Source organism: Bradyrhizobium sp. CCBAU 25360 (genome assembly GCF_028128695.1).
Taxonomy (GTDB): Bacteria; Pseudomonadota; Alphaproteobacteria; order Rhizobiales; family Xanthobacteraceae; genus Bradyrhizobium; species Bradyrhizobium ottawaense.
This window is the reverse complement of sequence record NZ_LBJA01000041.1, coordinates 228,157-255,000: the sequence shown is the minus strand read 5'-3', so window position 1 is coordinate 255,000 and position 26,844 is coordinate 228,157. Positions and strand designations below refer to the sequence as shown.

The 26,844-nt window shown below is 63.9% G+C and carries 20 protein-coding genes, 2 tRNA genes, 2 rRNA genes and 1 riboswitch (1 of these 25 only partly in view); of the genes, 10 read left to right on the top strand and 14 right to left on the bottom strand.

What is annotated here, in order from left to right:
• From XH81_RS22825 to XH81_RS22810, 4 genes are all read right to left on the bottom strand, one after another.
• Window positions 1-742, bottom strand: a 23S ribosomal RNA gene (locus XH81_RS22825); it reaches 2,104 nt to the left of the window's first position.
• Window positions 743-1,156: 414 nt separating this feature from the next.
• A tRNA-Ala gene (locus tag XH81_RS22820) sits at window positions 1,157-1,232 on the bottom strand.
• A gap of 33 nt (window positions 1,233-1,265) precedes the next feature.
• Window positions 1,266-1,342 (bottom strand) — tRNA-Ile (locus XH81_RS22815).
• 192 nt (window positions 1,343-1,534) lie between these two features.
• A 16S ribosomal RNA gene (locus tag XH81_RS22810) occupies window positions 1,535-3,023 on the bottom strand.
• The 16S and 23S rRNA genes sit together here with 2 tRNA genes alongside, the layout of an rRNA operon.
• A gap of 1,141 nt (window positions 3,024-4,164) precedes the next feature.
• Here XH81_RS22810 and XH81_RS22805 point away from each other — a divergent pair.
• Together XH81_RS22805 and XH81_RS22800 are read left to right on the top strand one after the other, a co-directional pair.
• Window positions 4,165-6,228 (top strand): M23 family metallopeptidase, encoded by a 2,064-nt coding sequence (locus XH81_RS22805; RefSeq protein WP_038948503.1) that lies wholly within the window; start codon window positions 4,165-4,167, stop codon window positions 6,226-6,228.
• Between the two features lie 154 nt (window positions 6,229-6,382).
• Window positions 6,383-8,002, top strand: a complete 1,620-nt coding sequence (locus XH81_RS22800) for a hypothetical protein (RefSeq protein WP_271596368.1) — start codon at window positions 6,383-6,385, stop codon at window positions 8,000-8,002.
• A 146-nt stretch (window positions 8,003-8,148) separates the two neighbouring features.
• Here the strand turns inward: XH81_RS22800 and clpB are convergent, their stop codons facing one another.
• Window positions 8,149-10,788, bottom strand: coding sequence for an ATP-dependent chaperone ClpB (clpB, locus tag XH81_RS22795; protein WP_271596367.1), 2,640 nt, complete (start codon window positions 10,786-10,788; stop codon window positions 8,149-8,151).
• 239 nt (window positions 10,789-11,027) lie between these two features.
• Between clpB and XH81_RS22790 the strand changes: the two genes are divergently transcribed.
• Window positions 11,028-11,816 (top strand): MOSC domain-containing protein, encoded by a 789-nt coding sequence (locus XH81_RS22790; protein WP_271596366.1) that lies wholly within the window; start codon window positions 11,028-11,030, stop codon window positions 11,814-11,816.
• A 127-nt stretch (window positions 11,817-11,943) separates the two neighbouring features.
• On the opposite strand, the gene XH81_RS22785 is transcribed toward XH81_RS22790, so the two are convergent.
• Window positions 11,944-12,618 (bottom strand): TIGR02594 family protein, encoded by a 675-nt coding sequence (locus XH81_RS22785; RefSeq protein ID WP_271596365.1) that lies wholly within the window; start codon window positions 12,616-12,618, stop codon window positions 11,944-11,946.
• Window positions 12,619-12,835: 217 nt separating this feature from the next.
• On the opposite strand from XH81_RS22785, the gene XH81_RS22780 reads away from it, so the two are divergent.
• Window positions 12,836-13,699, top strand: a complete 864-nt coding sequence (locus tag XH81_RS22780; protein ID WP_271596364.1) for an alpha/beta fold hydrolase — start codon at window positions 12,836-12,838, stop codon at window positions 13,697-13,699.
• Between the two features lie 115 nt (window positions 13,700-13,814).
• On the opposite strand, the gene metW is transcribed toward XH81_RS22780, so the two are convergent.
• Window positions 13,815-14,477 carry a methionine biosynthesis protein MetW gene (gene metW / locus XH81_RS22775; RefSeq protein ID WP_028139947.1) on the bottom strand — a complete coding sequence of 221 codons (663 nt, stop codon included), beginning with the start codon at window positions 14,475-14,477 and terminating at the stop codon, window positions 13,815-13,817.
• A 1-nt stretch (window position 14,478) separates the two neighbouring features.
• Window positions 14,479-15,675 (bottom strand): homoserine O-acetyltransferase MetX, encoded by a 1,197-nt coding sequence (gene metX / locus XH81_RS22770; RefSeq protein ID WP_028139946.1) that lies wholly within the window; start codon window positions 15,673-15,675, stop codon window positions 14,479-14,481.
• Window positions 15,676-15,766: 91 nt separating this feature from the next.
• A riboswitch (SAM riboswitch) is annotated at window positions 15,767-15,846 on the bottom strand.
• 156 nt (window positions 15,847-16,002) lie between these two features.
• Here metX and XH81_RS22765 point away from each other — a divergent pair.
• The 3 genes from XH81_RS22765 to XH81_RS22755 are packed head-to-tail and all read left to right on the top strand — an operon-like array spanning window position 16,003 to window position 18,920.
• A complete protein-coding gene (locus tag XH81_RS22765; RefSeq protein WP_028139945.1) occupies window positions 16,003-16,851 on the top strand; it encodes a chorismate mutase in 849 nt (282 codons plus the stop codon).
• A gap of 36 nt (window positions 16,852-16,887) precedes the next feature.
• Complete coding sequence (hisC, locus tag XH81_RS22760; protein WP_028139944.1) at window positions 16,888-17,985, top strand: histidinol-phosphate transaminase; 1,098 nt, start codon at window positions 16,888-16,890, stop codon at window positions 17,983-17,985.
• Entirely contained in the window at window positions 17,982-18,920 is a 939-nt protein-coding gene (locus XH81_RS22755) for a prephenate/arogenate dehydrogenase family protein (protein ID WP_028139943.1), read from the top strand. Before hisC ends, XH81_RS22755 begins: the two co-directional genes overlap by 4 nt.
• A 54-nt stretch (window positions 18,921-18,974) precedes the next feature.
• On the opposite strand, the gene XH81_RS22750 is transcribed toward XH81_RS22755, so the two are convergent.
• The gene (locus XH81_RS22750; protein WP_028139942.1) at window positions 18,975-19,856 is read right to left on the bottom strand and encodes a LysR family transcriptional regulator; all 882 of its coding nucleotides are present in this window, start codon (window positions 19,854-19,856) and stop codon (window positions 18,975-18,977) included.
• Between the two features lie 105 nt (window positions 19,857-19,961).
• Here XH81_RS22750 and XH81_RS22745 point away from each other — a divergent pair, with 105 nt between their 5' ends.
• On the top strand, window positions 19,962-20,831 hold the full coding sequence (locus XH81_RS22745) for an SDR family oxidoreductase (RefSeq protein ID WP_028139941.1): 870 nt from the start codon (window positions 19,962-19,964) through the stop codon (window positions 20,829-20,831).
• A 122-nt stretch (window positions 20,832-20,953) separates the two neighbouring features.
• On the top strand, window positions 20,954-21,622 hold the full coding sequence (locus XH81_RS22740) for an NAD(P)-dependent oxidoreductase (RefSeq protein ID WP_038948514.1): 669 nt from the start codon (window positions 20,954-20,956) through the stop codon (window positions 21,620-21,622).
• 14 nt (window positions 21,623-21,636) lie between these two features.
• On the opposite strand, the gene XH81_RS22735 is transcribed toward XH81_RS22740, so the two are convergent.
• Window positions 21,637-22,821, bottom strand: a complete 1,185-nt coding sequence (locus XH81_RS22735; RefSeq protein WP_028139939.1) for a DUF2125 domain-containing protein — start codon at window positions 22,819-22,821, stop codon at window positions 21,637-21,639.
• Window positions 22,822-22,931: 110 nt separating this feature from the next.
• On the opposite strand from XH81_RS22735, the gene XH81_RS22730 reads away from it, so the two are divergent.
• Window positions 22,932-23,540 (top strand): gamma-glutamylcyclotransferase, encoded by a 609-nt coding sequence (locus tag XH81_RS22730; protein ID WP_028139938.1) that lies wholly within the window; start codon window positions 22,932-22,934, stop codon window positions 23,538-23,540.
• Here XH81_RS22730 and XH81_RS22725 read toward each other — a convergent pair.
• From XH81_RS22725 to ftsE, 4 genes are all read right to left on the bottom strand, one after another.
• Window positions 23,537-24,310, bottom strand: a complete 774-nt coding sequence (locus XH81_RS22725; protein ID WP_028139937.1) for a lysophospholipid acyltransferase family protein — start codon at window positions 24,308-24,310, stop codon at window positions 23,537-23,539. The two genes, XH81_RS22730 and XH81_RS22725, sit on opposite strands and share 4 nt — an antisense overlap.
• Before the next feature lie 48 nt (window positions 24,311-24,358).
• Window positions 24,359-25,063: a YdcF family protein gene (locus XH81_RS22720; protein ID WP_028139936.1), complete on the bottom strand. Its 705-nt coding sequence runs from the start codon at window positions 25,061-25,063 to the stop codon at window positions 24,359-24,361.
• A gap of 102 nt (window positions 25,064-25,165) precedes the next feature.
• Window positions 25,166-26,134, bottom strand: a complete 969-nt coding sequence (locus XH81_RS22715) for a cell division protein FtsX (RefSeq protein WP_028139935.1) — start codon at window positions 26,132-26,134, stop codon at window positions 25,166-25,168.
• Window positions 26,127-26,786: a cell division ATP-binding protein FtsE gene (ftsE, locus tag XH81_RS22710; protein WP_020508614.1), complete on the bottom strand. Its 660-nt coding sequence runs from the start codon at window positions 26,784-26,786 to the stop codon at window positions 26,127-26,129. The genes XH81_RS22715 and ftsE overlap by 8 nt, the downstream gene beginning before the upstream one ends.
• Window positions 26,787-26,844 lie beyond the last annotated feature (58 nt).

The window sequence follows — 26,844 nt, the reverse complement described above, 5'->3', positions numbered from 1 at the left end:
CGAACTTGACGCCCTATTCAGACTCGCTTTCGCTACGCCTTCGCCTATCGGCTTAAGCTTGCTCGTTAAATTAAGTCGCTGGCCCATAATACAAAAGGTACGATGTCACCCAGAACGTATCTTGGGCTCCATCTGTTTGTAGGTGTCCGGTTTCAGGTCTATTTCACTCCCCTCGTCGGGGTGCTTTTCACCTTTCCCTCACGGTACTGGTTCACTATCGGTCGCTGAGGAGTACTTAGGCTTGGAGGGTGGTCCCCCCGCGTTCAGACAGGATTTCACGTGTCCCGCCTTACTCGTGGATACATCATCGCATTACTCGTACGGGGCTATCACCCTCTGAGGCCCAGCTTTCCTGACTGGTTCCGATTGTCTTTGATGTATCACTGGCCTGGTCCGCGTTCGCTCGCCACTACTAACGGAGTCTCTGTTGATGTCCTTTCCTCCAGGTACTTAGATGTTTCAGTTCCCTGGGTTTGCTTGAAACCTCCTATGTATTCAGAAGTCTCATACCTTCTCTTGATAACCGGAAATCCAAAACCTCACGGTCAAGGATCGTTTGATTATCTCTCACAACCCCAAGACCAAGGTCTTGGAGTTCCGGCTATCGAAGGTGGGTTTCCCCATTCGGAAATCCATGGATCAAAGCTTCTTCGCAGCTCCCCACGGCTTATCGCAGCGTAGCACGTCCTTCATCGCCTCTCAGCGCCAAGGCATCCACCGAACACCCTTAAGGCACTTGATTGCTCTCATTATCAATGTCCACACACTCGGCAGAATGTTGTCTGCAGAATTACCTTGCGGCACGCGCCCTCGATGAACGCTATCTGCAGCCGGACAATGATTAGAAAGACCAGCTTGCTTCGTAAGATCGTTCCGATAGCGAGGCGGTCAAGCTTCGCTAAAAGGATCATTTACAACTCGCTTGTCTCTCCAGAAGCAGCCTTGTGAGCTGCCCTTGAAAGACGCACGAGCGCCGAAATGATCCGGAGATAATGAAGTCTCGCGTAGCAATTGCTTGCTGCACGATCCAACTCGGATCGATCTCCTCTTTACGATGTCAGAAATCACGCAACTTGCTGTCTATCCAGACTAGCAAGATGCGAAGTGATGTTTCGCGGACGATTTAGGTGCACGATCAGTCGATGATCAAACCATCTGGTGGAGCCAGACGGGATCGAACCGACGACCTCATGCTTGCAAAGCACGCGCTCTCCCAGCTGAGCTATGGCCCCGTAACCAGAAGACGAATGCTCACTCGATGAAAGTGGTGGGCCTGGGAAGACTTGAACTTCCGACCTCACGCTTATCAAGCGCGCGCTCTAACCAACTGAGCTACAAGCCCCTAACGCATATCCAGTCAAGGACCAGGGACTCTGCAAACTTGCAGCCCCAGCGCGTGTTCGTCCGCGAAGAAAGAGAAACGAAGACGGCGAAATCCCGCCAATGCAGCTCAACAATCCTGACGATTGTTGGCCACTGATGTTTCTAAAACGATCCGATAGTGAGCCGAAGCTCGCTGAAGGATCATCCTTAGAAAGGAGGTGATCCAGCCGCAGGTTCCCCTACGGCTACCTTGTTACGACTTCACCCCAGTCGCTGACCCTACCGTGGCCGGCTGCCTCCCTTGCGGGTTAGCGCACCGTCTTCAGGTAAAACCAACTCCCATGGTGTGACGGGCGGTGTGTACAAGGCCCGGGAACGTATTCACCGTGGCGTGCTGATCCACGATTACTAGCGATTCCAACTTCATGGGCTCGAGTTGCAGAGCCCAATCCGAACTGAGACGGCTTTTTGAGATTTGCGAAGGGTCGCCCCTTAGCATCCCATTGTCACCGCCATTGTAGCACGTGTGTAGCCCAGCCCGTAAGGGCCATGAGGACTTGACGTCATCCCCACCTTCCTCGCGGCTTATCACCGGCAGTCTCCTTAGAGTGCTCAACTAAATGGTAGCAACTAAGGACGGGGGTTGCGCTCGTTGCGGGACTTAACCCAACATCTCACGACACGAGCTGACGACAGCCATGCAGCACCTGTGTTCCAGGCTCCGAAGAGAAGGTCACATCTCTGCGACCGGTCCTGGACATGTCAAGGGCTGGTAAGGTTCTGCGCGTTGCGTCGAATTAAACCACATGCTCCACCGCTTGTGCGGGCCCCCGTCAATTCCTTTGAGTTTTAATCTTGCGACCGTACTCCCCAGGCGGAATGCTTAAAGCGTTAGCTGCGCCACTAGTGAGTAAACCCACTAACGGCTGGCATTCATCGTTTACGGCGTGGACTACCAGGGTATCTAATCCTGTTTGCTCCCCACGCTTTCGTGCCTCAGCGTCAGTATCGGGCCAGTGAGCCGCCTTCGCCACTGGTGTTCTTGCGAATATCTACGAATTTCACCTCTACACTCGCAGTTCCACTCACCTCTCCCGAACTCAAGATCTTCAGTATCAAAGGCAGTTCTGGAGTTGAGCTCCAGGATTTCACCCCTGACTTAAAGACCCGCCTACGCACCCTTTACGCCCAGTGATTCCGAGCAACGCTAGCCCCCTTCGTATTACCGCGGCTGCTGGCACGAAGTTAGCCGGGGCTTATTCTTGCGGTACCGTCATTATCTTCCCGCACAAAAGAGCTTTACAACCCTAGGGCCTTCATCACTCACGCGGCATGGCTGGATCAGGGTTGCCCCCATTGTCCAATATTCCCCACTGCTGCCTCCCGTAGGAGTTTGGGCCGTGTCTCAGTCCCAATGTGGCTGATCATCCTCTCAGACCAGCTACTGATCGTCGCCTTGGTGAGCCATTACCTCACCAACTAGCTAATCAGACGCGGGCCAATCTTTCGGCGATAAATCTTTCCCCGTAAGGGCTTATCCGGTATTAGCACAAGTTTCCCTGTGTTGTTCCGAACCAAAAGGTATGTTCCCACGCGTTACTCACCCGTCTGCCGCTGACGTATTGCTACGCCCGCTCGACTTGCATGTGTTAAGCCTGCCGCCAGCGTTCGCTCTGAGCCAGGATCAAACTCTCAAGTTGGACTTGAACTTTGAACCGGCTGATCACAACGTTTGACGAGGTCCCACCATTATCGACCGAAGTCGATGTGCTGCCTGCGATTCACATCGCTGGCAACGATGGTGTTTCCTTTGAAACGTGTACCGCCGAAGTCTTTCGTCCGGTCCCGACCAGAAAAGCCGAAGCTTTTCAGGAGCGAGACCCGCAAGGACTCCGCCGTCCACGTTTCTCTTTCTTCATCTTCACTTGTCAAACAGCCCGAGACCGTGGAGGCCTCAACCTTCCCGAGAGGAAGGGTTCCGACACCCTTACCGACGATGGATGAACTCCAATCGACTTACGTCGACTGTTGTGTCACTCAACGAGGTGAGGAGCATCAGTGGCGCGTTCGCTCGCCTTGGTCAGTGACCCGGCGGCGCCGCGCTCAGTGGTCGGGTTATAGGCCCCCGCACTCGGGATTGTCAACGCCCATTGTCAACAAATCGTCGCACGGTGGATTGTCGCTAAAAACAACGCGTTTCCAGATGGTTACAAGGATCGCGGATGCGTCGATCCGATCGGGGCGGTGAAAAAACTTGAAAAAAGTTTGGGCCCCAGGGGGCTCCGGAGCCGACCTGGGAGGGGTCGTGGGAGGGGACCGGGAAGCGACCTGGCAAGCGACCTGGCAAGCCACCTGGGGAACGGCTTGGCGAGTGGATTGGCGCGCGGGTCGGGATCGACAAAGGGCACTTGGGGAGAGCTTGAGGGGCGGCTTACCGTACCTTCGCGGTGGGACGCAGCTGGCGGCCCCCTCTCGGGAGGCCCCCGCCCTCCGGCGGTTCAGGAAACTTTTTCGATGACAGGCGCCGTACTTGAGCCACAATCCCGCGGCGTTCTGATAAGAGACAAGCTTGAATCGCAGGGATGCCAGTGGGGGCTGCCGGCGGTTTTCATGGGGTCAGAGGAAGGCGATCTTGCAGATGACGCGGCCTTCCTCCGACATTCGAGAGACATCGAGAGAGCTTCACCCGTACAGCTGTTCGTAATTTCGGCCGGCCCCATCGCGGGCCTTCTGAGCACGGACGCCTGCGCGGCTTGCCTTTTCCGGCGATCCCCCATCAAGAGGGCGACCAGGACAAGGTTCGAAAGCGGGCATCTTGGGTCGTTGATTGGGGGACTTGCGTTGAACCACAGGACATCACGCGGCGCTTACGGGCGTGAGACCGGGATCATCGATCTCGGCCACGAGCCGCCGCTGTCCGTCGATGGTTCTGAAGCCGCCGTAATCGACCGCCGCCGCGTCTCGGTGCAATGGTTCAGCGGGACAATCTTGACCGGACTCTGCGGCGCAGCCCTGATTGGCGGCGCCGTTTTCGCATCGCTCGACGGCGAGATGACCTTCGCCAAGGTGCCGGAGCGGGTCGAGGGCGCGCTGCGCGGTGCATTCGGCGCCGCCGATCGCGCCGCCACGCTGCACAAGAGCGACCGCCTGCCGCCGCCGAGCGAATCCACGGCGTCCCGCAACATCATGCGCGTCTCCACGGTGGCCCGCGTCGGCAACCGCGACGTGATGCGGGTGCGCCCCTTCGTCCGGATCGCCGGCAATCTGTCGATGACGACGAGCGACCTGTCGGCGAAGATCCCGCCGTTCAACGCCCAACGCCTGCTCACCGATGTCGGCTCCGATCCGAAGACCGCATCCGACGATCCCAACAATCCCGAAGCGGTCGAGCCCGACGCCGAAGTGTCCTTTGTCACCAAGGACCTGTCGCCGGTGCTGCCGAAAGCCAAGATTTCCGCGGTGGTGGCGCTCGACGACATCCTGATGCGGGTGCGCGATGCCGCCAACTGGCGCGGCAATGGCGGGGTGCGCTACGCCTCGCTCGCCAATGCCGCAGCCGACGTCTCCGGTGCGACCGGCCCGTCCGACATCAGAAGCGCCTACGCCGCGGAAGCCTCGCCGTCCGATCCCTATGCCGGCTTCGAGACGCGCGTAGTGCCGGAAAACGTCACGCTGCTGCCCAAGACCAAGGAGCAGATCACCGGCGGCAATCCCAACGGCGAACGCGTCCATCTGGTCAAGAAGGGCGACAGCGTCGCCTCGGTGCTGCGCGATCTCGGCGCGAACGCCGACGAGATCAAGGCGATCACCGCAACGCTCGGCCCTCGCGGCCGCGACGGCGGCCTCAAGGACGGCGAGAAGCTCCGCATCCTGATGGCGCCGGCGAGCCCCGGTGCCCGCCTCCAGCCCTACCGCGTCGTCGTCGCCAACGAGACCATGGTCGAGGCGATCGCTGCGCTGTCCGATCTCGGCAAATACGTCGCGGTCGACGTCTCCAGCATGAACACCGTCGCCGATGCCGCGGCCAGCGCCAGCAGCGATGACGACGATGATGACGACGGCTCCGGCGTGCGGCTCTACCAGAGCATCTACGAGACCGCGATGCGCAACAAAGTGCCGATGCCCGTCATCGACGACATGATCAAGATCTACTCCTACGACGTCGATTTCCAGCGCAAGGTGCAGCCGGGCGATTCCTTCGACGTGTTCTACGCCGGCGAGGACGAGGGCGTGACGTCGACGGAGAAGAACGACGTGCTGTTCGCCTCCCTCACGGTCGGCGGCGAGACCAAGAAATACTACCGCTACCAGAGCCCCGACGACGGCGTCGTCGACTACTATGACGAGACCGGCAAGAGCGCGAAGAAATTCCTGGTCAGGAAGCCCGTCAACAACGCCATCATGCGCTCCGGCTTCGGCGGCCGCCGCCACCCGATCCTGGGCTATGTGAAGATGCACACCGGCGTCGACTGGGCCACGGCCTACGGCACGCCGATTTTCGCCTCCGGTAACGGCGTGATCGAGAAGGCCGGCCCCGAAGGCGGCTACGGCAAATATATCCGCATCAAGCACAACAACGGCTACGAGACGGCCTACGGTCACATGTCCGCCTTCGCCAAAGGCATGGAGATCGGCAAGAAAGTGCGGCAGGGCCAGGTGATCGGCTTCGTCGGCTCATCCGGCCTGTCGACCGGCCCGCACGTCCACTACGAGATCCTGGTCAACGGCCGCTTCGTCGATCCGATGCGCGTGAAGCTGCCGCGCGGCCGTTCGCTCGAGGGCCCGATGCTCGCAGGCTTCGAGAAGGAGCGCGACCGGCTCGACGGCATGATGAGCGGCCGCGGCGGCGCCATCGCCCGCATGTCGGACGCGACCGGCGGCCCGTTGCAGGTCAGCAACCGCTAATTGCAACCGGCCGGCATCGGCCGGATATCTCCAGAACACGATCCGAATTCGACGTTCTCGCGCGAGGCCCCGCTTGGCGGCGTCTCAACGTCAAGTTTCGTTTGCCAAAGCGGCACCAGGGGCGAATACTTTCCAAAAAACGGGAGGTCTCGCCATGAAGAACAGGGTCGCCTGCGCAGCGATCGTCGCTGCCCTTTTCGCCACCACGAGCGTATCGGCCGAGACTTGGGAGGTCACCAAGCTGGTCCAGGGCTCGGCATTCCATGGCGTGCATGGGCTCGGCATCGACAAGGCCGGCCATCTGTTCGCCGGCAGCGTCGCCGGCGCCGCTCTCTACGAGGTGGACGTATCAGGCGGTACCGCCAAGGTTGCAATCCCCTCGCCGATCGGAATGGCCGACGACATCGCGTTTGCGCCCGACGGCACCATGGCCTGGACCGGATTTCTCACCGGCGATCTCTATGCGCGCAAGGGCGACGGCCCGATCAAGAAGCTCGCGAGCGGCCTTCCCGGCATCAACTCGCTCGCCTTCCGCAAGGACGGCAGGCTCTATGCCACCACCGTTTTCCTCGGCGACACGCTCTATGAGATCGACGTCGAGGGCGTGAAGCCGCCGCGCCAGATCATGGAGAAGATGGGCGGCCTCAACGGCTTCGAGTTCGGTCCCGACGACAAGCTCTACGGTCCGCTCTGGTTCAAGGGCCAGGTCGCGAAAGTCGATGTCGACAAGGCCGAGCTGACCGTCGTCGCCGACGGCTTCAAGGTCCCGGCCGCGGTGAACTTCGATTCCAAGGGCAATCTCTTCGTGGTCGACACCGCGCTCGGTCAACTCGTCCGGGTCGATCCCAAGTCGGGCGCCAAGACCCTGGTCGCGCAACTGAAGCCGTCGCTGGACAATCTCGCGATCGACGACAAGGACCGCATCTACGTCTCCAACATGGCCGACAACGGCATCCAGGAGGTCGATCCCGCGACCGGCCAGGCCAAGCAGATCATCATCGGCAAGCTCGCTTTGCCCGGTGGCATCGGCGTCACCTCGGAGAACGGCAAGGATACGATCCACCTTGCCGACGTGTTCGCCTATCGCACGGTGGACGGCGCAACCGGCGAGGTCACCGAAAAGGCGCGCATGCACGCCGCAGGCACCACGCTGGAATATCCGATGAGCGCGACGGCGAAAGGCAACGACGTGGTGCTGTCGAGCTGGTTCACCGGCACGGTGCAGGTGATCGACGCCAAGACCGGCGCGACGCGCGACATGCTGCACGGCTTCAAGGCGCCTCACGATGCGATCACGCTCGCCGACGGCAGCATTTTGGTAGCCGAGCTCGGCACCAAGTCGCTGGTCAAGGTGAGCGGCGAGCACGGCAAGGATCGCACCCCGCTGATCGGCGACCTCGAGGGCCCGGTCGGGCTCGTCCGAGGCAAGTCCGACGAAGTCTACGTCACCGAAGCCTTTGCAGGCACCGTGTCCCGGATCGACAGCAACGGCGAAAAGACCGTGGTCGCCAAGGAGCTGAAAATGCCCGAAGGCATCGCGCGCGGGAACGACGGCAAGCTCATCGTGGCGGAAGTCGGCGCCAAACGGCTGATCGAGATCGCGCCGGAAAGCGGCAAGATCACCGAGATCGCCGCCAATCTCCCGATCGGCCTCGCGGGCGCTCCCGGCGGATTGCCGACCAACATTCCGACGGGCGTCGGCATCGGAGCTTCAAGCGTGATCTATTTCTCGTCCGACATCGAGAACGCCATCTACAAGGTGGTGAAGAAATAGCGTCTGATCCCCACCGCGTTAGCTAAAGCGGGATGCTGCGCACCTTTTCGGACCACGCTTTTGCCAGCGCCCCCCAAAACAAAACGCCCCGGAGAGGGCTGGCCTCTCCGGGGCGGCTTGTCGTTTCAGGCTTTGATCGCCCGCGTTCAGTTCAGCTTCCGCTTCGCCACTGGCGCCTCGAACTGGGTGATCTCGGCGGTCTGCGGTGCCTTGCCGTTGAAGGTCAGCACGTTGCCTTCGGACGAGATCGCGACACTGTCGCCGTCCCTGACGTCGCCGGCCAGGATCATCTCGGCGAGCGGGTCCTGGACATGACGCTGGATCACACGCTTCAGCGGCCTTGCGCCATAGGCGGGGTCCCAGCCCTTGGCGGCGAGCCAGTCGCGGCCAGCGGCGTCGAGCGTCAGCACGATCTTGCGATCGGTCAGCAGCTTCTGCAGCCGCGCGAACTGGATCTCGACGATCCGGCCCATCTCGCTCCGCTGCAAGCGGTGGAACAGGATGATCTCGTCAACGCGGTTGAGGAATTCGGGGCGGAAATGCCCGCGCACCATTCCCATCACCTGCTCGCGCACGGCCGAGGTGTCCTCGCCCTCCGGCTGATTCACCAGGAATTCCGAACCGAGGTTCGAGGTCATGATGATCAGCGTGTTGCGGAAGTCGACGGTGCGGCCCTGGCCGTCGGTCAGGCGGCCGTCGTCGAGCACCTGCAACAGGACGTTGAAGACGTCGGGATGCGCTTTCTCGATCTCGTCGAACAGCACCACCTGATAGGGCCGGCGCCGCACCGCTTCGGTGAGCGCGCCGCCCTCGTCATAGCCGACATAGCCCGGAGGCGCGCCGATCAGCCGCGAGACCGAATGCTTCTCCATGTATTCGGACATGTCGAGGCGGACCATCGCGGTCTCGTCGTTGAACAGATACTCCGCGAGCGCCTTGGTCAGCTCGGTCTTGCCGACGCCGGTGGGCCCTAAGAACATGAACGAGCCCGTGGGGCGGTTCGGGTCCTGCAGGCCCGCGCGCGAGCGGCGCACGGCAGTTGCGACCGCGCGCACGGCCTCGGCCTGGCCGACGACGCGGGTGCCGAGCTGCTCCTCCATCTTCAGGAGCTTTTCCTTTTCGCCCTCCAGCATCTTGTCGACGGGCACGCCGGTCCAGCGCGAGACCACCTGGGCGATGTGGTTGGCGGTGACCGCCTCCTCCATCATCTCGCCGGAGCCTTCACGCGCCTCGATATCCGCAAGCTGCTTCTCGAGCTGCGGGATCCGGCCATAGGCCAGCTCACCGGCCTTCTGGAATTCGCCGCGACGCTGGGCGTCGGCGAGATCGACACGCAGGGCGTCCAGCTCCGATTTCAGCTTCTGGGCGTTGGAGAGCTTGTTCTTCTCCGCGCTCCAGCGTGCCGTCAGCGCCGCGGACTTCTCCTCGAGCTCGGCCAGCTCCTTCTGGAGCGCCTCGAGACGGGATTTGGAGCCGGGGTCGCTTTCCTTCTTCAGAGCTTCCTGCTCGATCTTGAGCCGGATGATCTCGCGGTCGAGCGAATCCAGCTCTTCCGGCTTGGAATCGACCTGCATCTTCAGCCGCGCCGCGGCCTCGTCCATCAGGTCGATCGCCTTGTCGGGCAGGAAGCGGTCAGTGATGTAACGGTTGGACAGCGTCGTCGCCGCGACAAGCGCGGAATCGGTGATCCGCACGCCGTGGTGCTGCTCGTACTTGTCCTTGAGGCCGCGCAGGATCGAGATGGTGTCCTCGACCGAGGGCTCGCTGACGAAGATCGGCTGGAAGCGCCGCGCCAGCGCGGCGTCCTTTTCGACATGCTTCTGGTATTCGTCGAGCGTGGTCGCGCCGATGCAGTGCAGCTCGCCGCGGGCGAGCGCGGGCTTGAGCAGGTTGGAGGCGTCCATCGCGCCGTCGCCCTTGCCGGCGCCGATCAGGGTGTGCATCTCGTCGATGAACAGGACGAAATTTCCCTCGCTCGCGGTCACTTCCTGGAGCACGGCCTTCAGCCGCTCCTCGAACTCACCGCGGTATTTCGCACCGGCGATCAGCGCGCCGAGGTCGAGCGAGAGCAGCTTCTTGTCCTTCAGGCTCTCCGGCACGTCGCCGTTGACGATGCGCAGCGCCAGGCCCTCGGCGATGGCGGTCTTGCCGACGCCGGGCTCGCCGATCAGGACGGGATTGTTCTTGGTCCGGCGCGACAGCACCTGGATGGTGCGGCGGATCTCCTCGTCGCGGCCGATGACCGGATCGAGCTTGCCGTCGCGCGCGGCCTGGGTGAGGTCACGGGCATATTTCTTCAGCGCGTCGTACGCGTTCTCGGCAGTGGCCGAATCGGCCGTGCGGCCCTTGCGCAGGGCCTCGATCGCCGCATTGAGGTTTTGCGGGGTGACGCCGCCCTTGGCCAGGATGGTGCCGGCCTCGCTGGTCTTCTCCAGCGTCAGGCCGAGCAGCAGCCGCTCGACGGTGACGAAGCTGTCGCCGGCCTTCTCGCCGGCCTTTTCGGCGGCATCAAAAGTACGGGCGAGCTCGGGCGCCAGATAGATCTGCCCGGCGCCACCGCCACTGACCTTCGGCACCTTGCCGAGGGCATCCTCGGTCGCCTTCAGAATTGCACGGGAATTGCCGCCGGCGCGGTCGATCAGACCGGCAGCCAGCCCCTCATTGTCGTCCAGGAGGACCTTGAGCACATGCAGGGTGGAAAACTGCTGGTGCCCCTCGCGCACCGCGAGCGACTGCGCTGACTGGACGAAGCCCCTGGAGCGTTCGGTGTATTTGTCGATATTCATCTTTTCTGTCCCTCGGCCTGCCCCTGGAGCCCTCTAAGGCACTCCAAACGGCATCTTCATTGGGTTTCCGATTACCGCATTGACGTTTCTCAACCGGTAACGGTCGTGTTTTGCCGACGTCGCCGCCGGCCTGAGGCAGATGTGGGAAGCAGGCTGCAGATGCGAAAGAGGCCAGTTCACAATTTCGTGCGCTGATCCGCCGGCTTGGCGGGGCCGGGTCGAATCCCTTAAGTAGCGGCATGACAGCTAGCCAGACCGCCGAGATCACCGGCCTTTACCGCTATCCGATCAAGGGCCTGACACCGGAGCTCCTGCACCGCGCCCCCTTGCGGACGGGCCAGACCCTGCCCGCCGACCGCCGCTACGCCATCGAGAACGGTCCGAGCGGCTTTGATCCCGAACGGCCCGAGTGGAGGCCGAAAATCCAGTTTCTGATGCTCGCGCGCAATGAGCGGCTTGCCGAGCTCGACAGCCGGTTCGACGACGCTACCAATGTCTTGACCATCCGCAAGGACGGCCAGACCGTCGCCAGCGGCGATCTCGAGACCGCGGCCGGGCGTGCCGCCATCGAGCGCTACTTCGCGGAGAATTTTCAGCCGGAGCTGAAGGGGCCGCCAAAGGTCCTGTCAGGCCGCGACCACAGCTTCTCCGACGTCGCCCGCAAGGTGGTCTCCATCATCAATCTCGGCAGCGTCCGCGCCATCGAGACAATGCTGGGCGGCACCCCCGTGAATCCCCTGCGTTTCCGCGCCAATCTCTATGTGAAGGGTTGGCCGGCCTGGTCCGAGCTCGATCTCGTCGGCCAGACGCTGGCGATCGGCGCGGCGCGCCTGAAAGTGGTCAAGCGCATCGTCCGCTGCCCGGCCACCAATGTCGACCCGTTGACGGCCAAGCGCGATCTCGAGATTCCGCCGACGCTCTCGCGCAACCTCGGCCACATGGACTGCGGCATCTACGCCGAGGTAATCGAAGGTGGCGACATCGGCATGGGCGATGCGATCGCGTTGGAAGAGCCGAGATTGGTTTGAGCTGGCATCGCTGCCGTAGGGTGGGCAAAGGCGCTCTTGCGCCGTGCCCACCATCTTTATCGAGCGGATGGAAGTGGTGGGCACGCTTGCGCTTTGCCCACCCTACGGCACCGTCGCTATGGCACCGTTAGTTCGGCATCACATAGGCATAAATCCGGCCGCGCGAAACCGGGGCTTCGCGGACGCGGTTGCCGTTGTTGCCGGAGATCATGATCGGATTGCCCTGCGCGTCGATGCCGGTGATGATGCCGACATGACCGCCGCGGCGGCCGCGCGACATCACCGCGATGGCGCCGACCTGCGGACCGGAGACACGGGTGCCGTAACGCGCGAACGAGCTCGCCATGTCGGAGCCCGAACCCTTATGGCCGGTGTGCTCCAGCACCATGTTCATGAAACGCGCGCACCACAGGCTGCCGCGCCCGGTCGGATTGCCGCCGACATAGCGGCGCGCCTCGGATACGAGGTTCGATCCGCCGCCGAAGCCGCCGCTATTGGCCGTTGCGGTGTTCACCATGGCCTTGTGGGCCATGCCGCCGCTATTGGCGTTCGGATCATAGCTCGCCTGGGTGTCGGCGAATCCGCTCGCCCGCAGCTGCGCCGCGCTGCGCTCGAAGCGCGAGCTGCGTGCATGGTGGCGGTAGTGATGATGTCTGGCGTGGTGCACGTGTGCGTGCCGCTCTGCGCTATGACGATGATGCGGCCGCGCTGAGGCTGGAGAAACGAACGCGGCAACCGCCGCGAAGAAGATCGCCAGCGCGACAACACAACGCGACAGGCGAGACGCAAACAACTCGAACATTCTTCATCCTTCGTTGACACCCCACTTCCCAATCGGCCCGTGCAACGGCCGACATCGGTCTGGCCGTTAAGCCGTCCGATGTGGCGAGAAAAAGACGCGGGCTGCCTGCGAATAGCTGCGATGATTTTGTGCCGATACTGGCTTGAGGCTGCCGCATTGCCGACAACAGCATTAACTGCAATCCTGCAAAGGCGGCTTTAAGAGAGGGAAACGGTTAATGCCCCACGCCACGACCAGGGACGACGTCCGCATCTATTTCGAAGAAGCGGGTCAGGGAACGCCAATCATTTTTCTGCACGAGTTCGCGGCCGACCACACCAATTGGGAGCCGCAGATGCGCTACTTCTCGCGCGGCCACCGCTGCATCACCTATTCGGCGCGCGGCTACACGCCGTCGGACGTGCCTGAGGGTGAGGTCTACAGCTACACGCATTTCTACACCGATGCGCTCGCGGTGCTCGATCATCTCAGGATCGAGCGCGCGCATCTGGTCGGCCTGTCGATGGGCGCCTACTCGTCGCTCCAGATCGGGCTGAACGCGCCGCAGCGCGCGCTGTCGATGACGCTGGCCGGCGTCGGCTCCGGTTCGGAGATCGAGAACCTGGAGGCCTGGCGCAAGCAGTGCCGCGCCAACGCCGAGCAGTTCGAGACACTGGGCTCCGCCGAGGTCGCAAAGGTCACGCGCGAGGCGCCGAGCCGGATTCCCTTCCTGGTGAAGGACCCGCGCGGCCACACCGATTTCTACGCCGCGCTGGCACGGCATGACGCCAAGGGATCGGCGCGCACGATGCGCGGCTTCCAGGGCGGCCGCCCCTCTATCTACACGATGACGGATGCGATCAAGCGCGCATCGACGCCGGCGCTGATCATCTGCGGCGACGAGGACGATCTATGCGTCGGACCGAGCCTGTTCCTGAAGAAGCATCTGCCCGCGGCAGGGCTGACGATGTTTCCGAAGTCAGGCCACGTGCTCAATCTCGAAGAGCCCGCGCTGTTCAACGAAAGCGTGGAGCGGTTCGTGACGCTGGTGGAAGCGGGACGATGGCCGGCGCGCGACCTGAGGTCGCTGGCTCCACACTAGCTGTCATTCCGGGATGCGCCGAAGGCGCAGACCCGGAATCCATCGGGCTGCGGGCGTTGTTGCACGATGGATTCCGGGCTCGCGCTACGCGCGCCCCGGAATGACGCCTACGGCGTCACTTCCCCCCGCCCCGGCTGAGCAGGAACACCGCCTGCTCCCCGAACATGTTCCACACCCACCAGGGCAGATTCAGCGGCACCGGGCGGCCGTAGAGATCGAGCGCGACCGAGCGCTCCATCTTGACGTTGATCTCGTCGCAGAGCTGCACGAAATCCTTGATGGTGCAGAAATGGATGTTGGCGGTGTCGTACCAGGTCGCCGGCAAATTCTCGGTGCGCGGCATGTGGCCGCCGACCAGGAGCTGGAGCCGCATCCTCCAGAAACCGAAATTCGGGAACGAGACGATGGCGCGGCGGCCGATGCGCAGCAGATTCTCCAGCACCACGCGCGGCTGCCGCGTCGCCTGCAGCGTCTGCGACAGGATCACGTAGTCGAAGGCGTCATCCGGATAATTGACGAGGTCAGTGTCGGCATCGCCCTGCACCACCGCAAGGCCCTTGGCGACGCAGCGATTGACACCCTCGCGCGACAGCTCGATGCCGCGGCCGTCGATGCCGCGGGTCTCCAGCAGCTGAAGCAGGTCGCCCTCGCCGCAGCCGACGTCGAGCACTTTCGAGCCCGGCTTGACCATCTCGGCGACCAGCAGATGATCGGCGCGAAACTGGCCGGACGATCCGGTCGCAAGGCCGCCCAGCGGCAATACTTCCTGCACAGACATGCTAGCCATCCTTCAGTCCACGCGCCTTGCCCGCCGATTGCAGGAAGGCGCGGGAAATGTCGAAGAATTCGGGAACGTCGAGCAGGAAGGCGTCGTGGCCGCGATCGGTCTCGATCTCGGCGAACGACACCCGTGCGCTCGACGCATTCAGCGCGTGCACCAGCGCGCGCGATTCCGAGGTCGGGAACAGCCAGTCGCTGGTGAAGGAGACCACGCAGAAGCGGGTCGCAATTTCCGCGAACGCCCTTGCGAGCACGCCGCCATGGTCGGCGGCGATGTCGAAATAGTCCATCGCGCGCGTCAGATAGAGATAGGAATTGGCGTCGAAGCGCTCGACGAAGGACGAGCCCTGGTAGCGCAGATAGGACTCGACCTGGAAGTCGGCGTCGAACGAGAAGGTCGGCAGCTCGCGGTCCTGCATGCGCCGGCCGAACTTGCGATGCAGCGCGGCATCGGAGAGGTAGGTGATGTGCGCCGCCATCCGCGCCACCGCGAGCCCGCGATGCGGATGGATGCCGTGATCGGCATAGCCGCCGCCGTGCCAGTCGGGATCGGCCATCACGGCCTGGCGGCCGAGCTCGTGGAAGGCGATGTTCTGCGCCGAGTGCCGCGTCGCGCAGGCAATCGCCAGCGCGGAGAACACGCGGCCCGGATAGGCGGCGGTCCATTGCAGCACCTGCATGCCGCCCATCGAGCCACCGACGACCGCAAACAGCGTGTCGACGCCGAGCCGGTCGACCAGCATCGCCTGCGCACGCACCATGTCGGGGATGGTGATGACGGGGAAATCGAGACCCCAGACCTTGCCGGTGGAAGGATTGATCGAGGCCGGCCCGGTCGAGCCCATGCAGCCGCCGATCACGTTGGAGCAGATGATGAAGTAGTGCTTGGGATCTATCGGTCGGCCGGGGCCGACCAGCGTCTCCCACCAGCCGGGCTTGCCGGTGACGGGATGCACATTGGCGACATGCTGGTCGCCGGTCAGCGCATGGCAGATCAGCACCGCGTTGGAGCGATCGGCGTTGAGCTCGCCATAGGTCTGGTAGGCGATCTGGAACGGGGTGAGATCGACGCCGCAATCGAGCCGCAGCGGCTGCTCGGCGCCGAAATGCGCGATCTGCGAGCTTGGATGATCCACCTCGTGCGACCGCTCGTCGGCGCTGATCGCAGGACTCGGTATCGACTTGACGCCACCCATCTGACCATCGACCTCGTTTGCGATCAAACGCGTGATCGCCACTTGCATCAGGCCATGAAAAACCCGGCCTGAACGATAGGTTCGGCCGGGATCGGAAGCGTCCCCGGCCTGTTTAGCGAGTTTTTTAACGTGGCTGCAAGCCGGCCGGCTCAAATGACCACGGAACGGGCAAAAGCTACCGTCTTGGGCGGTTTTCGTCAAGTCGCGGCCCGGATCGGCCCAATTCGTCTCTCACGCGTCGTCCGAAAAGGACGTGATTTCTCTTTGCTTTCGATGCCCTGACTGCCTAATCAGGACATCCCCCATCGAAACCATCGACAGCCAGACATGTCCCAACGTCCGCCCGCGCCACCATCGCTCCAGGAACTGCGCAAGGAGATCGACGCGATCGACGAGGGCATGCATCGCCTGTTGATGCAGCGCGGCGACATCATCGACCGCCTGATCCAGGTGAAGCAGACCCAGGAGGTCGGCTCGGCGTTCCGCCCGGCGCGCGAGGCCGCCATGATGCGCGAGATCGTGCAGCGCCATCGCGGCATCCTGCCGCTCGACACGGTCGAGAGCATCTGGCGCGTCATCATCTCGACGTTCACTTACGTGCAGGCACCGTTCTCGGTGCATGCCGACATCTCGGCGAGTGAGCCGGCGATGCGCGATTCCGCGCGCTTCCATTTCGGCTTCACGGTGCCTTACGTCGCGCATTTCAGCGCACAGGCCGCAGTCGAGGCGGTGGCGAAATCCAAGGGGGATCTGGCGCTGGTCTCGGCGACGTCCAGCCGCACGCCATGGTGGCTCTTGCTCGAAACGGAAGGCGCGCCAAAAATCATCGCGCGGATGCCCTTCGTCGAGCGCGCCGATCATCCGGCCGCACTGCCGGTGTTCGCGATCTCGCGCGTCGCCGACAGCGCCCTGGTGACGGAGGTCGAAACCTTCAGCGTCCGCGTGTCCGGGTGGAACGCCGAGGTCGCGCGCGCCCTGTCGCCGCTCGCCGAGATCGTGGCGGTGCCTGATACCGCCTTCGACGGCGCGGCGCTGCTGGTCTCGGTCACGAGCGCGACCAGCATCGACAAAATCAGGGCTGCCCTGATCGAGGCGGGGGCCTCGGTGCGCTCTACAGCCCTCGTCGGCAGCCACGCAACGCGCTATACGGTGCCCCCGACCGGGGCGAAATCGTAAACCACGCGCCGCGCCCCGCCATTTTCGGAGTTCAAGATGTCCCGCCCCGTGCCGAATCCCGGCATTCTCGATATTGCGCCCTACACGCCCGGCAAGAGCCCGGTCGCCGAGCCGGGCCGCAAGGTGTTCAAGCTGTCGGCCAACGAGACGCCGTTCGGGCCCTCGCCCAAGGCGATCGAGGCGTTCAAGCACGTGGCGGATCACCTGGAAGACTATCCGGAAGGAACCTCGCGCGTGCTGCGCGAGGCGATCGGCCGCTCCTTCGGGCTCGACCCGAACCGCATCATCTGCGGCGCTGGCTCGGACGAGATCCTCAATCTGCTCGCCCACACCTATCTCAGCCAGGGTGACGAGGCGATCTCCACCACGCACGGCTTCCTGGTCTACCCGATCGCGACCATGGCGGTGGGCGCCAAGAACGTCGTTGCGCAGGAGACCAACCTCACCTGCGACGTCGACGCCATCCTCAAGGCGGTGACGCCGAAGACAAAGCTGGTCTGGCTCGCCAATCCCAACAATCCGACCGGCACCTATGTGCCGTTCGACGAGGTCAAGCGCCTGCGCGCCGGCCTGCCGTCGCACGTGCTGCTGGTGCTCGATGCCGCCTATTGCGACTACGTCTCGCGCAACGACTACGAGATGGGGATCGAACTGGTCGCTACCACCGAGAATACGGTGGTGACGCACACCTTCTCCAAGATCCACGGCCTCGCCGCACTGCGCATCGGCTGGATGTTCGGCCCCGAGCACATCATCGACGCGGTCAACCGCATCCGCGGCCCGTTCAACGTGTCGACGCCGGCGATGTATGCCGCGGTCGCCGCGATCGAGGACACTGCGCACCAGGCGATGTCGAAGCAATTCACCGAGACCTGGCGCAACTGGCTGACCGAGGAGATCGGCAAGCTTGGGCTGAAGGTGACGCCGAGCGTCGCCAATTTCGTGCTGATCCACTTCCCGGCCGACAAGGGCAAGACCGCGGATGACGCCGACGCCTTCCTGACCAAGCGGGGCCTCGTGCTGCGCGGCTTGAAGAATTACGGCCTGCCGCATTCGCTGCGCATGACCATCGGCACCGAGGAGGCCAACCGCCTCGTGGTCGACGGCTTGCGCGACTTCATGGCCGGCAAATGAGCAGCGCACCGCACTTCCAGCGCGTCGCGCTGATCGGCTTCGGCCTGATCGGCGGCTCGATCGCGCGCGCTGCGAAGCTCCAGGGCCTGGCGGGCGAAATCGTCACCACCGCGCGCTCGGAGAAGACCCGCGCGCGGGTGATGGAGCTCGGGATCGTCGATCAGGTCGTGGCGACCAATGCGGAAGCAGTGAAGGATGCCGATCTCGTCATCCTCTGCATTCCCGTCGGCGCCTGCGGCGAGGTCGCGCAGGAGATCGCCGCGCATCTGAAGCCCGGCGCTGTTGTCTCCGACGTCGGCTCGGTCAAGGGCGCCATCGTCAGGGATATGGCGCCGCATCTGCCGAAGACCGTTCATTTCGTGCCGGCGCATCCGGTGGCGGGCACCGAGCATTCGGGGCCGGATTCAGGTTTCGCCGAGCTCTTCATCAACCGCTGGTGCATCCTCACCCCGCCGGAAGGCGTCGACGCGGCCGCGACTGATCGCCTGCGCGCCTTCTGGGCGGCGATGGGCGCCAAGGTCGAGGTGATGACGCCGGACCATCACGATCTCGTGCTCGCGATCACCAGCCATCTGCCGCATCTGATCGCCTACACCATCGTCGGCACCGCCGACGAGCTGGCGCAGGTGACGGAGTCCGAGGTGATCAAGTTCTCCGCCGGCGGTTTCCGCGATTTCACCCGCATCGCGGCCTCCGACCCGACGATGTGGCGCGACGTCTTCCTCGCCAACAAGGAGGCCGTGCTGGAGATGCTCGGCACCTTCACCGAGGATCTCGCAAAGCTCACCCGCGCGATCCGCCGCGGCGACGGCGAAGCCCTGTTCGACCATTTCACCCGCACCCGCGCCATCCGCCGCGGCATCGTCGAGATCGGCCAGGATTCGGCGGCCGCGGATTTCGGCCGGCAGCACGGGCAGCTCGGCAACAAGCCGTGAGTTCGTAGCTCGGATGGCGCCAGCGCGGGAGCGATCTCGATCTGCTCCCTTGACCTAGTCGATGAAGGCCGCGAGCTCACCCGGCGTCCCCGAGGGAAAGGCTTCCTTGAGAAAGTCGAGGAACGCGGATACGCGAGCGCTGAGCAGCCGGCGCGAAGGGTACAGCGCCCAGAGGACGATCTCCGGTCCGTCGACATCACCCCAGTGGACGAGCTTGCCGGCCGCCAGGTCGTGACTCACAAGCGACACAGGAAGGCGAGCGGCGCCCACGCCTGCGCGGACCGCATCGCGAACCATAACGATCGAGGACAGGCGAAGCACCGGATCGGTCGAGATCCGTGAGTTTCCGATCGAAGACTTCACCTCCCACGCCGATGTCAGATCGCTCGCCACGGTCGGAACGGCAAGATCGTACGCAGGGCGACTGAGGTCGGGGCTCGCGACCACGACCAGCCGATCGCGCATCAGGATTCGTCCGACAAGGGTTTCGTCGGGGTCGGGATTGACGCGGATCACGAGGTCATAGCCTTCCTCGATCATGTCGACGGCGCGGTCTTCCGTCGTGACCTCGAGCCGCACCTCCGGATATTTCAGAGCGAACGCAGCGGCCAGCTTTCCCATCGCAGTTTGCGAGAAAAGCAGAGGCGCGCTGATCCGCAAGCTGCCTCGCGGCTTGGCACCGCCTGAAGCGATCGCCGCCGCCGTCTCGTCGAGTTCGGCGAGCAATGTTCCCGTCCGCTCATAGAGCGCCCGCCCTTCCTCGGTGAGCTTCAGCGTGCGGCTTCCGCGCTCGAAGAGGCGCAAGCCAAGGCTGCCCTCCAGCTCGGAGACCCGGCGCGAGAGCGTCGCCTTCGGGCGGCCGGCAGCCCGGGCGGCCCGTCCGAACCCGCCGTGACGGGCGACAAGGTTGAAATCGGCGAGTGCGAGCAGATCCATATGTTCCACCAATGAGACGGTCTGGACAAATATAGCGTCTATCGGCCCGCACGTGGGTCACTAATTTGCGGGGGTGTCCAGCAACCCACCCCGGAGAGTGAACCCATGACCATCCTCGTGACCGGCGCCACCGGCAATGTCGGCCGCCAAGTCGTTGAACAGCTCGTCAAGCGCGGCGCCGATGTTCGCGCCCTCGTCCGCGATCCTGCAAAGGCCAACCTGCCGCCGGGCGTGAACGTCGTGCAGGGCGACCTCCTGGACGTTGACTCGCTGCGCAGTGCGTTCTCAGGCGTCTCCACCCTGTTCCTGCTCAACGCCGTGGTAGCGGACGAATTCACCCAGGCGCTGATCGCCCTCAACATTGCGCGAGAAGCTGGCGTCGAGCGGCTCGTCTATCTGTCGGTGATCCACAGCGATCTGTACGTGAACGTGCCGCACTTCGCGGGCAAGTTCGGCGTCGAGCGGATGATCGAGCAGATGGGCTTCAACGCCACCATCCTGCGCCCCGCCTACTTCATGAACAACGATCTCACGATCAAGGACGTGGTGAGCGGATACGGCGTCTACCCCATGCCGATCGGCGGCAAAGGACTGGCGATGATCGACGCCCGCGACATCGGTGAAATCGCGGCCATCGAGCTCGTCCGCCGCGACAAGTCCGGCGCATCACTTCCGCCCGACCGGATCAATCTCGTCGGTCCGGACACACTGACCGGCGCGAAGGCTGCCGCCATCTGGTCGGAGGTGCTGGGTCGCACGATCGCATATCCGGGTGACGATCCTGCCGGCTTCGAAAAGAACCTCAGGCAGTTCATGCCGAGCTGGATGGCCTTCGACATGCGGCTGATGAGCGAGCGCTTCCTCACCGACGGAATGATCCCCAATGCCGGCGACGTCGAGCGTTTGAACACTCTCCTCGGCCGTCCGCTGCGCTCCTATCGCGACTTCGTCTCTGAGATCACGGCTTCGGCCTGACGGCAGCGGCATCAGCCCAAGGGCCCGCGAGCTGCTCGCGGAAGGCAAGCTCTGATCGTCACAACGAACATGAACCAGGGGGCGGCCTCCACGGAGACGTCCCGCATTCCGAGGTCACGACCATGCAAGACTCCGAAACCGATAACATCCGGACTGTCCCACCGAAGATACTGATCCTTGGCGCGACCGGCGCCACCGGCCGCCTGATCGTCAACCAGGCGGTGGCGCGAGGGTACGACGTCGCGGCGCTCGTGCGTTCTGGCGAGAAAGCGCGTGATCTGAAGGGTGCCAATCTCATCATCGGCGATGCCCGCGACGAGATCGCCTTGCGTCAGGCACTCAAGGGCCGTGATGCCGTTGTCAGCGCACTCGGCACACCGGCGAGCCCGTTCCGCGAGGTGACGCTGCTCTCGGCGGCGACACGCATGCTTGTGAATACGATGAAGGCGCAACAAGTCTCGCGCCTCGTCTGCATCACCGGAATTGGCGCAGGTGATAGCGCCGGCCATGGCGGGTTTGTTTTCGACAATCTGATTTTCCCGCTGCTCTTGCGCAAGGTGTACGCCGACAAAAACCGCCAGGAGGCCATCGTCAGAAACAGCGGGCTCGACTGGGTTCTCGTTCGGCCCTCAGTCCTGAACGACAAGCCCGGCCGCGGCTCGGTCCGAGCCCTGACGGACCTCTCCGACTTCCGTGGAGGAAGCATATCGCGACAGGACGTTGCGACCTTCGTCCTGGATCAACTGCGCGCCGATGCCTGGCTGCATCGTGCGCCGTTGATCACGTGGTGAACTCAGCCCACGCTCTAATACAGCGGCGGGATCTGGCCGACCTTGACCGGGCCGAGCAGCACGGCGCCGTCGACGAATTTCAGCGGGAAGCTTCTCGCCTTCTTGCCTTCCAGCGTGCTCTCGGTGCCGATCGAGTTGATGCCGGCGGCGACGCCGGCATTGGCGTTCTGCTTGATCACCTTGCCGAGGCCGGGCACGGCTCGGTCGAGCGCGCCGAACAGATTGTTGAGGTCCTGCGATTTCACGCCGGGCGCGACGCGATCGAGCGTTGCCTGCGGCACGCCCTCCTCGAGCATCTTCTCGATGCCGAGCGCCGGGATCACGCGCTCGAGGCCCGTGACGGTCATCTGCAGTTCGCCGTCGAGCCGGCCATTGGCGGAGAGGCCAAGCGTGCCGGCCGCAACCGCGATCATCTCGCCCTGCTGGATCCGCGACTGCACGATCTCGATATGACCGCCGGCGGCCTGGATCTCGCGGAAGCGCTGCGGCCAGGGCTTTGGCGTCAGGTCGGAGAGGCCCGTGATCTTGGCGCGCGTGTCCGCCTCGAACGGCTCGGCGAGCAAGGGATGAACGCCCTGGATGCTGCCCTGCGCGACATGGAGCACGGTCTCGATCACGGGATGATCGGCTGGCGATCCGTCCGCGAGGCGCCCGTGCAGTTCGACCTGCTTGGCACGCGCGAGCGGCACCTGCATGCTGCCGTCGAGACGATTGATGTTGGGATCGTCGAACACGATCGAGGCGCGGTCCGGCACCGCCGGCAGGCCGACCACGCTGCTGCGGCCCTTGCTCCAGTTCACCACGAAGGTGTTTTGCGTGACACCGTCGGTCAGCGTCGCGGGCGCGGAGAATTCGGCGATGACGAGCTTGGGATCGTACACCTGCGCAACGACCAGGATGTTGTCGAGCTTGGCCGTGAACGGCGTCTTGCTCGCGTTCTGCGAGACCAGGGCGACGCTGGCGCCGGAGCACTGGACCTCGAAGCGGAACGGGAATCCGGCGATCGAGCGCTTGGCGCAATCATAGATGCGGCCGGACTTGGCCTCCTGCGCCCGCCAGGCATCTGCGGCCACTTCGGCCTGCGAGGCCGCATAGAACCAGAAGCAGCTCCAGGCGACGGCGAGGATCAGGACGAGGAGGGGGGCGATGAAAAGGCCCCAACGGGAACGGCGGCCTGCGGCAACGGTCATATTGGACATGCGGCGACCCTTTGGCCCCAGATTTTGGCAAATGTAAGCGAGGCCAGCCCCCGACGAAAGGCGGAGAATTCACTTCGCTTGGGGGCGCGGTTCTGGTAGCCGTGCCCGAAATGTCCGAAATCACCCTCCCCTCCGTCACGACAGCCACGGGCGACCTCTGGGTGTTCGGCTACGGTTCGCTGATGTGGCGACCGGGCTTCGACTTCGAGGAGCGCGTCCCGGCGCGGCTGGTCGGCGAGCACCGGGCGCTCTGCGTCTATTCCTTCGTCCATCGCGGCACGCCGGAGAAGCCAGGCCTGGTGCTCGGGCTCGACCGCGGCGGCGCCTGCCGCGGCATCGCCTTCCGTGTCGCTGAAAAGAACCGCACTGAGGTCGTCGCGTATTTGCGGGCGCGCGAGCAGGTCACCTCGGTCTATCGCGAGGTGATGCGCTCGGTGTGGCTGGAGAACGATGCGCGCCAGCGCGTCTCCGCGCTCGCCTATGTCGTCGACCGCGGCCATGTGCAATATGCCGGCCGCCTCTCGCTCGCCGAGCAGCACCGCCATGTCGTCCAGGGCCACGGCCAGTCCGGCGCCAATCGCGACTATGTCACCGCGACGGTGAAGGCGATCGAGGCCGAAGGCTTTCGCGACGCCCAGCTGCATCAGCTCGCGACCATGCTGCATGGCGATGCCCATTCCCTGCACCCGCCGGCTCCCGACGATCGAGAGAGCCGCTAGCTCTCCGACGGGGCGTAACTCGGCGAGGCGCCGATCAATTGCTCCTGCTCCTTGCGGCCGGCTTCGACGAGGCGGTTGGTTGCCTCTTCGATGGCCGTTTGCACACGGGAGAGAAACTCATCCTTCGGCAGACCTGACGGCAACGGATCGAGGAATTCCACCACGAGCGTACCGGGATAGCGCATGAAGGTGCGGCGGGGCCAGAACAGGCCGGAGTTGAGCGCGATCGGCAGGCACGGCACGCCGCAGGACGAATAGATCTGCGCGAAGCCGGTCTTGTAGTCGGGCGGCGCGCCCGGCGCGCGGCGCGTGCCTTCCGGAAAGATCACGAGCTGCCGGCCCGAGCGCACCGCCTCGCGCGCCCGCCGCGTCATGTCCAAGAGCGCCTTCACGCCGGCCTTGCGATCGATCGCGATCATCCCGGTCTTGACCAGGAACTGGCCGAACACCGGAATCTGCATGAGCTGACGCTTGAGGATGAAGATCGGACGATTGAAGAATCCGGGCAGCACGAACGTCTCCCAGAACGACTGGTGCTTTGCCACGATCACCAGCGGCCCCTGCGGTATCTTCTCGACCCCGCGGAATTCGACCTTGATGTTGCAGACCACGCGCATCAGGACCAGCGTCGCCTTGGCCCACCATTCCGCAACCGTCAGCATGGCGCGCGGCGGCAATGCGAAGGTCGGCAGCGCCACGATCGCGAGGCAGACCAGCACGGCGTAGAACAGCACGTTGAACACGAGCGAGCGCAGGAAGATCAGGAACATCGACGATCCGATTATTTTGCCGATTAATTTGCCGATCAATTTGGCTTGTTAATTGGCTTGGGCGGTGGCGGGCCGCTTTGGCTGATGACCTGCAGGCTGCTCCGACATCTCGGGCGAAAGGTCAATCCCGAAATCCTCCAGCCGCACCCTGAGCTCGGCCGCGACGTACTTGACATATTCCGACAGCAGCAGCCGCAAGGTGGACGCCGAGGTCCACCACGGCTCCTCGCGCCATTTGTCGCCGACCACCGCGAATGGGATCAACGTCGTCTGCGGCATCGCATGCGAGAATTCCACCAGCGCGCGCGGCATGTGATAGTTCGAGGTGACCACGATCAGCGATTTGAACCGACGGCCGTCGGCCCAGCGCCGCGCCTCCGCCGCATTGCCGCGGGTCGAGAGCGCGGTGCGGTCGAGATCGACACAACAGGTCATGAAGGACTGGTTCTCCGGCAACGTCCGGGAGATGTCGCTCGCCGTCGACGTCGGGTGCACGCCGGAGATCAGGAGCCGCCTGCCGTAGCCGGCAGCGAGCAGCTCCATCGCGTCCGACACCCGCGAGGAGCCGCCGGTCAGGACCACGATGCCGTCTGCCTTGCGGCTTGGGGCGATCTCGGCGCCGCGCAATTGCGACAGGAACGCGATGAAGCCCGCCGCCGCGCCGACGAAGGCGAGCGCAATCGTCGACACCAATGCCGCGCGCAGCCAGCCGCGCGGCAGGTTCGGCGATCGATCATCGGTCGGCGAGGTCATATGATGTCGGTGATCCCTTCCCTGAGGTGATTTTAAAAGGTTTTGAGGCGAAGTGGAGTCCGGTTTCTTCGCCCTCTCCTGCGGGAGAACGGAAGAAAGAACTCAATCCACATCGTTCAACGTCGCAAACAGGGTCTGGCGTGAGGCCACCGCGGTGATGGCGCCGATCAGCACGGCCTGGGCCGCGAGCACGATGTAGCCGGATGGCCGCAGCGAGAAGGTGCCGAGCAGCGCCGCGAACTGGTCGCCGACGGGGGTACCGGAAAACCAGCCGGCGATCGACTCGGAGAAGCCGAACACCAGCATGGCGGCGCCGCCGCCGATCACGCCGCCCTCGAGGCCCAGCCTCAGGAAATGACGCAGGAAGTGATTGGCGATGTAGCGGTCGCCGGCGCCGACGAAATGCAGCACCTCGACGATCGGACGGTTCGCCGCCATGGCGCCACGGGTCGCGAACGAGACCGAGATGATGGTGGCGATGATGACCAGCGCGAGGATGCCGAGGCCGGCGAGCACGGTGGCGTTGGTCATCGAGCGCATCCGCTCGATCCAGGCGCGGTGATCGTCGACGCTGGCACTTGGCGCGACCTGGGTCACGCGCGCGCGCAAGACGCCGAGATCGAGCAGCGTGCCGGGTTGCACGCGCGCGATGATCATGCGCGGCACCGGCAGGTCGTCCATCGACAGCCCGGTGCCGAGCCAGGGCTCGAGCAGCTTGCCGCTCTCCTCCCGGGTGAACGGCTTGACCTCGACGACGCCGGCTTGCGCACGCATCGCCTCCGTCACCGCCGCGGTGTCGCGTTCGAGATCGCGGCCGGCCTGCGGGCGAACCTGGATGGTGATTTCGCTGGCGACGTCCGACTGCCATTCCGCGGCGGATGCGCTCACCAATAGCACCGTGCCCGTGGTCATCGATGCGAGGAAGGTCATGATGGCGACGACGGCGACCAGCGCGCGGCCCTGGATCGAGGCCCGCGGCACGATCGGCGACATGTTGCGCGCGTTGGCCGGAAGCTGCGGACGCTCCTGTCCGAGGTCGACCAACACGCCGCGCTCGTCGGTCCTACTCATAGACGTGCAACCGTCCCTGGTGCAGCACCAGCCGCCGGGCCTCGTACTGGTCCATCAGGCCGATGTCGTGGGTCGCGATGATGACGGCGGTGCCCGATTTGTTGAGCTCGATGAAGAGCCGCAGCAGGCGGCGTCCGAGCGTCGGATCGACGCTGCCGGTCGGCTCGTCCGCGAGCAGCAGTTGCGGCCGCGAGATGACGGCGCGCGCGATCGCCGCGCGCTGCTTCTCGCCGCCCGACAGGATCGGCGGCAGCGCGTCCATGCGGTCGCCGAGCCCGACCCAGCGCAGCAGGTCGATCACCTCCTTGCGATAGCTCGACTCGCTGCGGCCCATGACGCGGAACGGCAGCGCCACGTTCTCATAGGTCGTCATGTGATCGAGCAGGCGGAAATCCTGCAGCACGATGCCGATGCGCTTGCGCAAATCGGCGATCTCGTCCTTGCCGAGACGCGAGATGTCGTGGCCGAACAGATTGACGAGTCCCCGCGTCGGCCGGTGCGACAGGAACAACAGGCGCAGCAGCGAGGTCTTGCCGGCACCGGAGGGGCCGGTAAGAAACTGGAACGAATGCGCCGGGATCTGGAAGCTGAGGTCGCGCAGGATCTCCGGCCCCAGACCGTAACGCAATCCGACATTTTCGAACCGAACCAAGCTCAGCTCCGTTCGAGAGGGGACGCGGGTCGCACTGCTGCGCTCCGCCATACGCGAC

What these genes read in the sequence shown, in the direction of transcription:
- metW (WP_028139947.1), bottom strand. Translation starts at nt 14,477, where the DNA reads ATGTCTGTGCAGGAAGTATTGCCGCTGGGCGGCCTTGCGACCGGATCG.
- hisC (WP_028139944.1), top strand. Translation starts at nt 16,888, where the DNA reads ATGTCCCGCCCCGTGCCGAATCCCGGCATTCTCGATATTGCGCCCTAC.
- XH81_RS22800 (WP_271596368.1), top strand. Translation starts at nt 6,383, where the DNA reads ATGAAGAACAGGGTCGCCTGCGCAGCGATCGTCGCTGCCCTTTTCGCC.
- XH81_RS22715 (WP_028139935.1), bottom strand. Translation starts at nt 26,134, where the DNA reads ATGAGTAGGACCGACGAGCGCGGCGTGTTGGTCGACCTCGGACAGGAG.
- XH81_RS22740 (WP_038948514.1), top strand. Translation starts at nt 20,954, where the DNA reads ATGCAAGACTCCGAAACCGATAACATCCGGACTGTCCCACCGAAGATA.
- XH81_RS22725 (WP_028139937.1), bottom strand. Translation starts at nt 24,310, where the DNA reads ATGTTCCTGATCTTCCTGCGCTCGCTCGTGTTCAACGTGCTGTTCTAC.
- XH81_RS22750 (WP_028139942.1), bottom strand. Translation starts at nt 19,856, where the DNA reads ATGGATCTGCTCGCACTCGCCGATTTCAACCTTGTCGCCCGTCACGGC.
- XH81_RS22790 (WP_271596366.1), top strand. Translation starts at nt 11,028, where the DNA reads ATGACAGCTAGCCAGACCGCCGAGATCACCGGCCTTTACCGCTATCCG.
- XH81_RS22745 (WP_028139941.1), top strand. Translation starts at nt 19,962, where the DNA reads ATGACCATCCTCGTGACCGGCGCCACCGGCAATGTCGGCCGCCAAGTC.
- XH81_RS22780 (WP_271596364.1), top strand. Translation starts at nt 12,836, where the DNA reads ATGCCCCACGCCACGACCAGGGACGACGTCCGCATCTATTTCGAAGAA.
- XH81_RS22765 (WP_028139945.1), top strand. Translation starts at nt 16,003, where the DNA reads ATGTCCCAACGTCCGCCCGCGCCACCATCGCTCCAGGAACTGCGCAAG.
- XH81_RS22730 (WP_028139938.1), top strand. Translation starts at nt 22,932, where the DNA reads ATGTCCGAAATCACCCTCCCCTCCGTCACGACAGCCACGGGCGACCTC.
- XH81_RS22755 (WP_028139943.1), top strand. Translation starts at nt 17,982, where the DNA reads ATGAGCAGCGCACCGCACTTCCAGCGCGTCGCGCTGATCGGCTTCGGC.
- XH81_RS22720 (WP_028139936.1), bottom strand. Translation starts at nt 25,063, where the DNA reads ATGACCTCGCCGACCGATGATCGATCGCCGAACCTGCCGCGCGGCTGG.
- clpB (WP_271596367.1), bottom strand. Translation starts at nt 10,788, where the DNA reads ATGAATATCGACAAATACACCGAACGCTCCAGGGGCTTCGTCCAGTCA.
- metX (WP_028139946.1), bottom strand. Translation starts at nt 15,675, where the DNA reads ATGGGTGGCGTCAAGTCGATACCGAGTCCTGCGATCAGCGCCGACGAG.
- XH81_RS22785 (WP_271596365.1), bottom strand. Translation starts at nt 12,618, where the DNA reads ATGTTCGAGTTGTTTGCGTCTCGCCTGTCGCGTTGTGTTGTCGCGCTG.
- XH81_RS22735 (WP_028139939.1), bottom strand. Translation starts at nt 22,821, where the DNA reads ATGTCCAATATGACCGTTGCCGCAGGCCGCCGTTCCCGTTGGGGCCTT.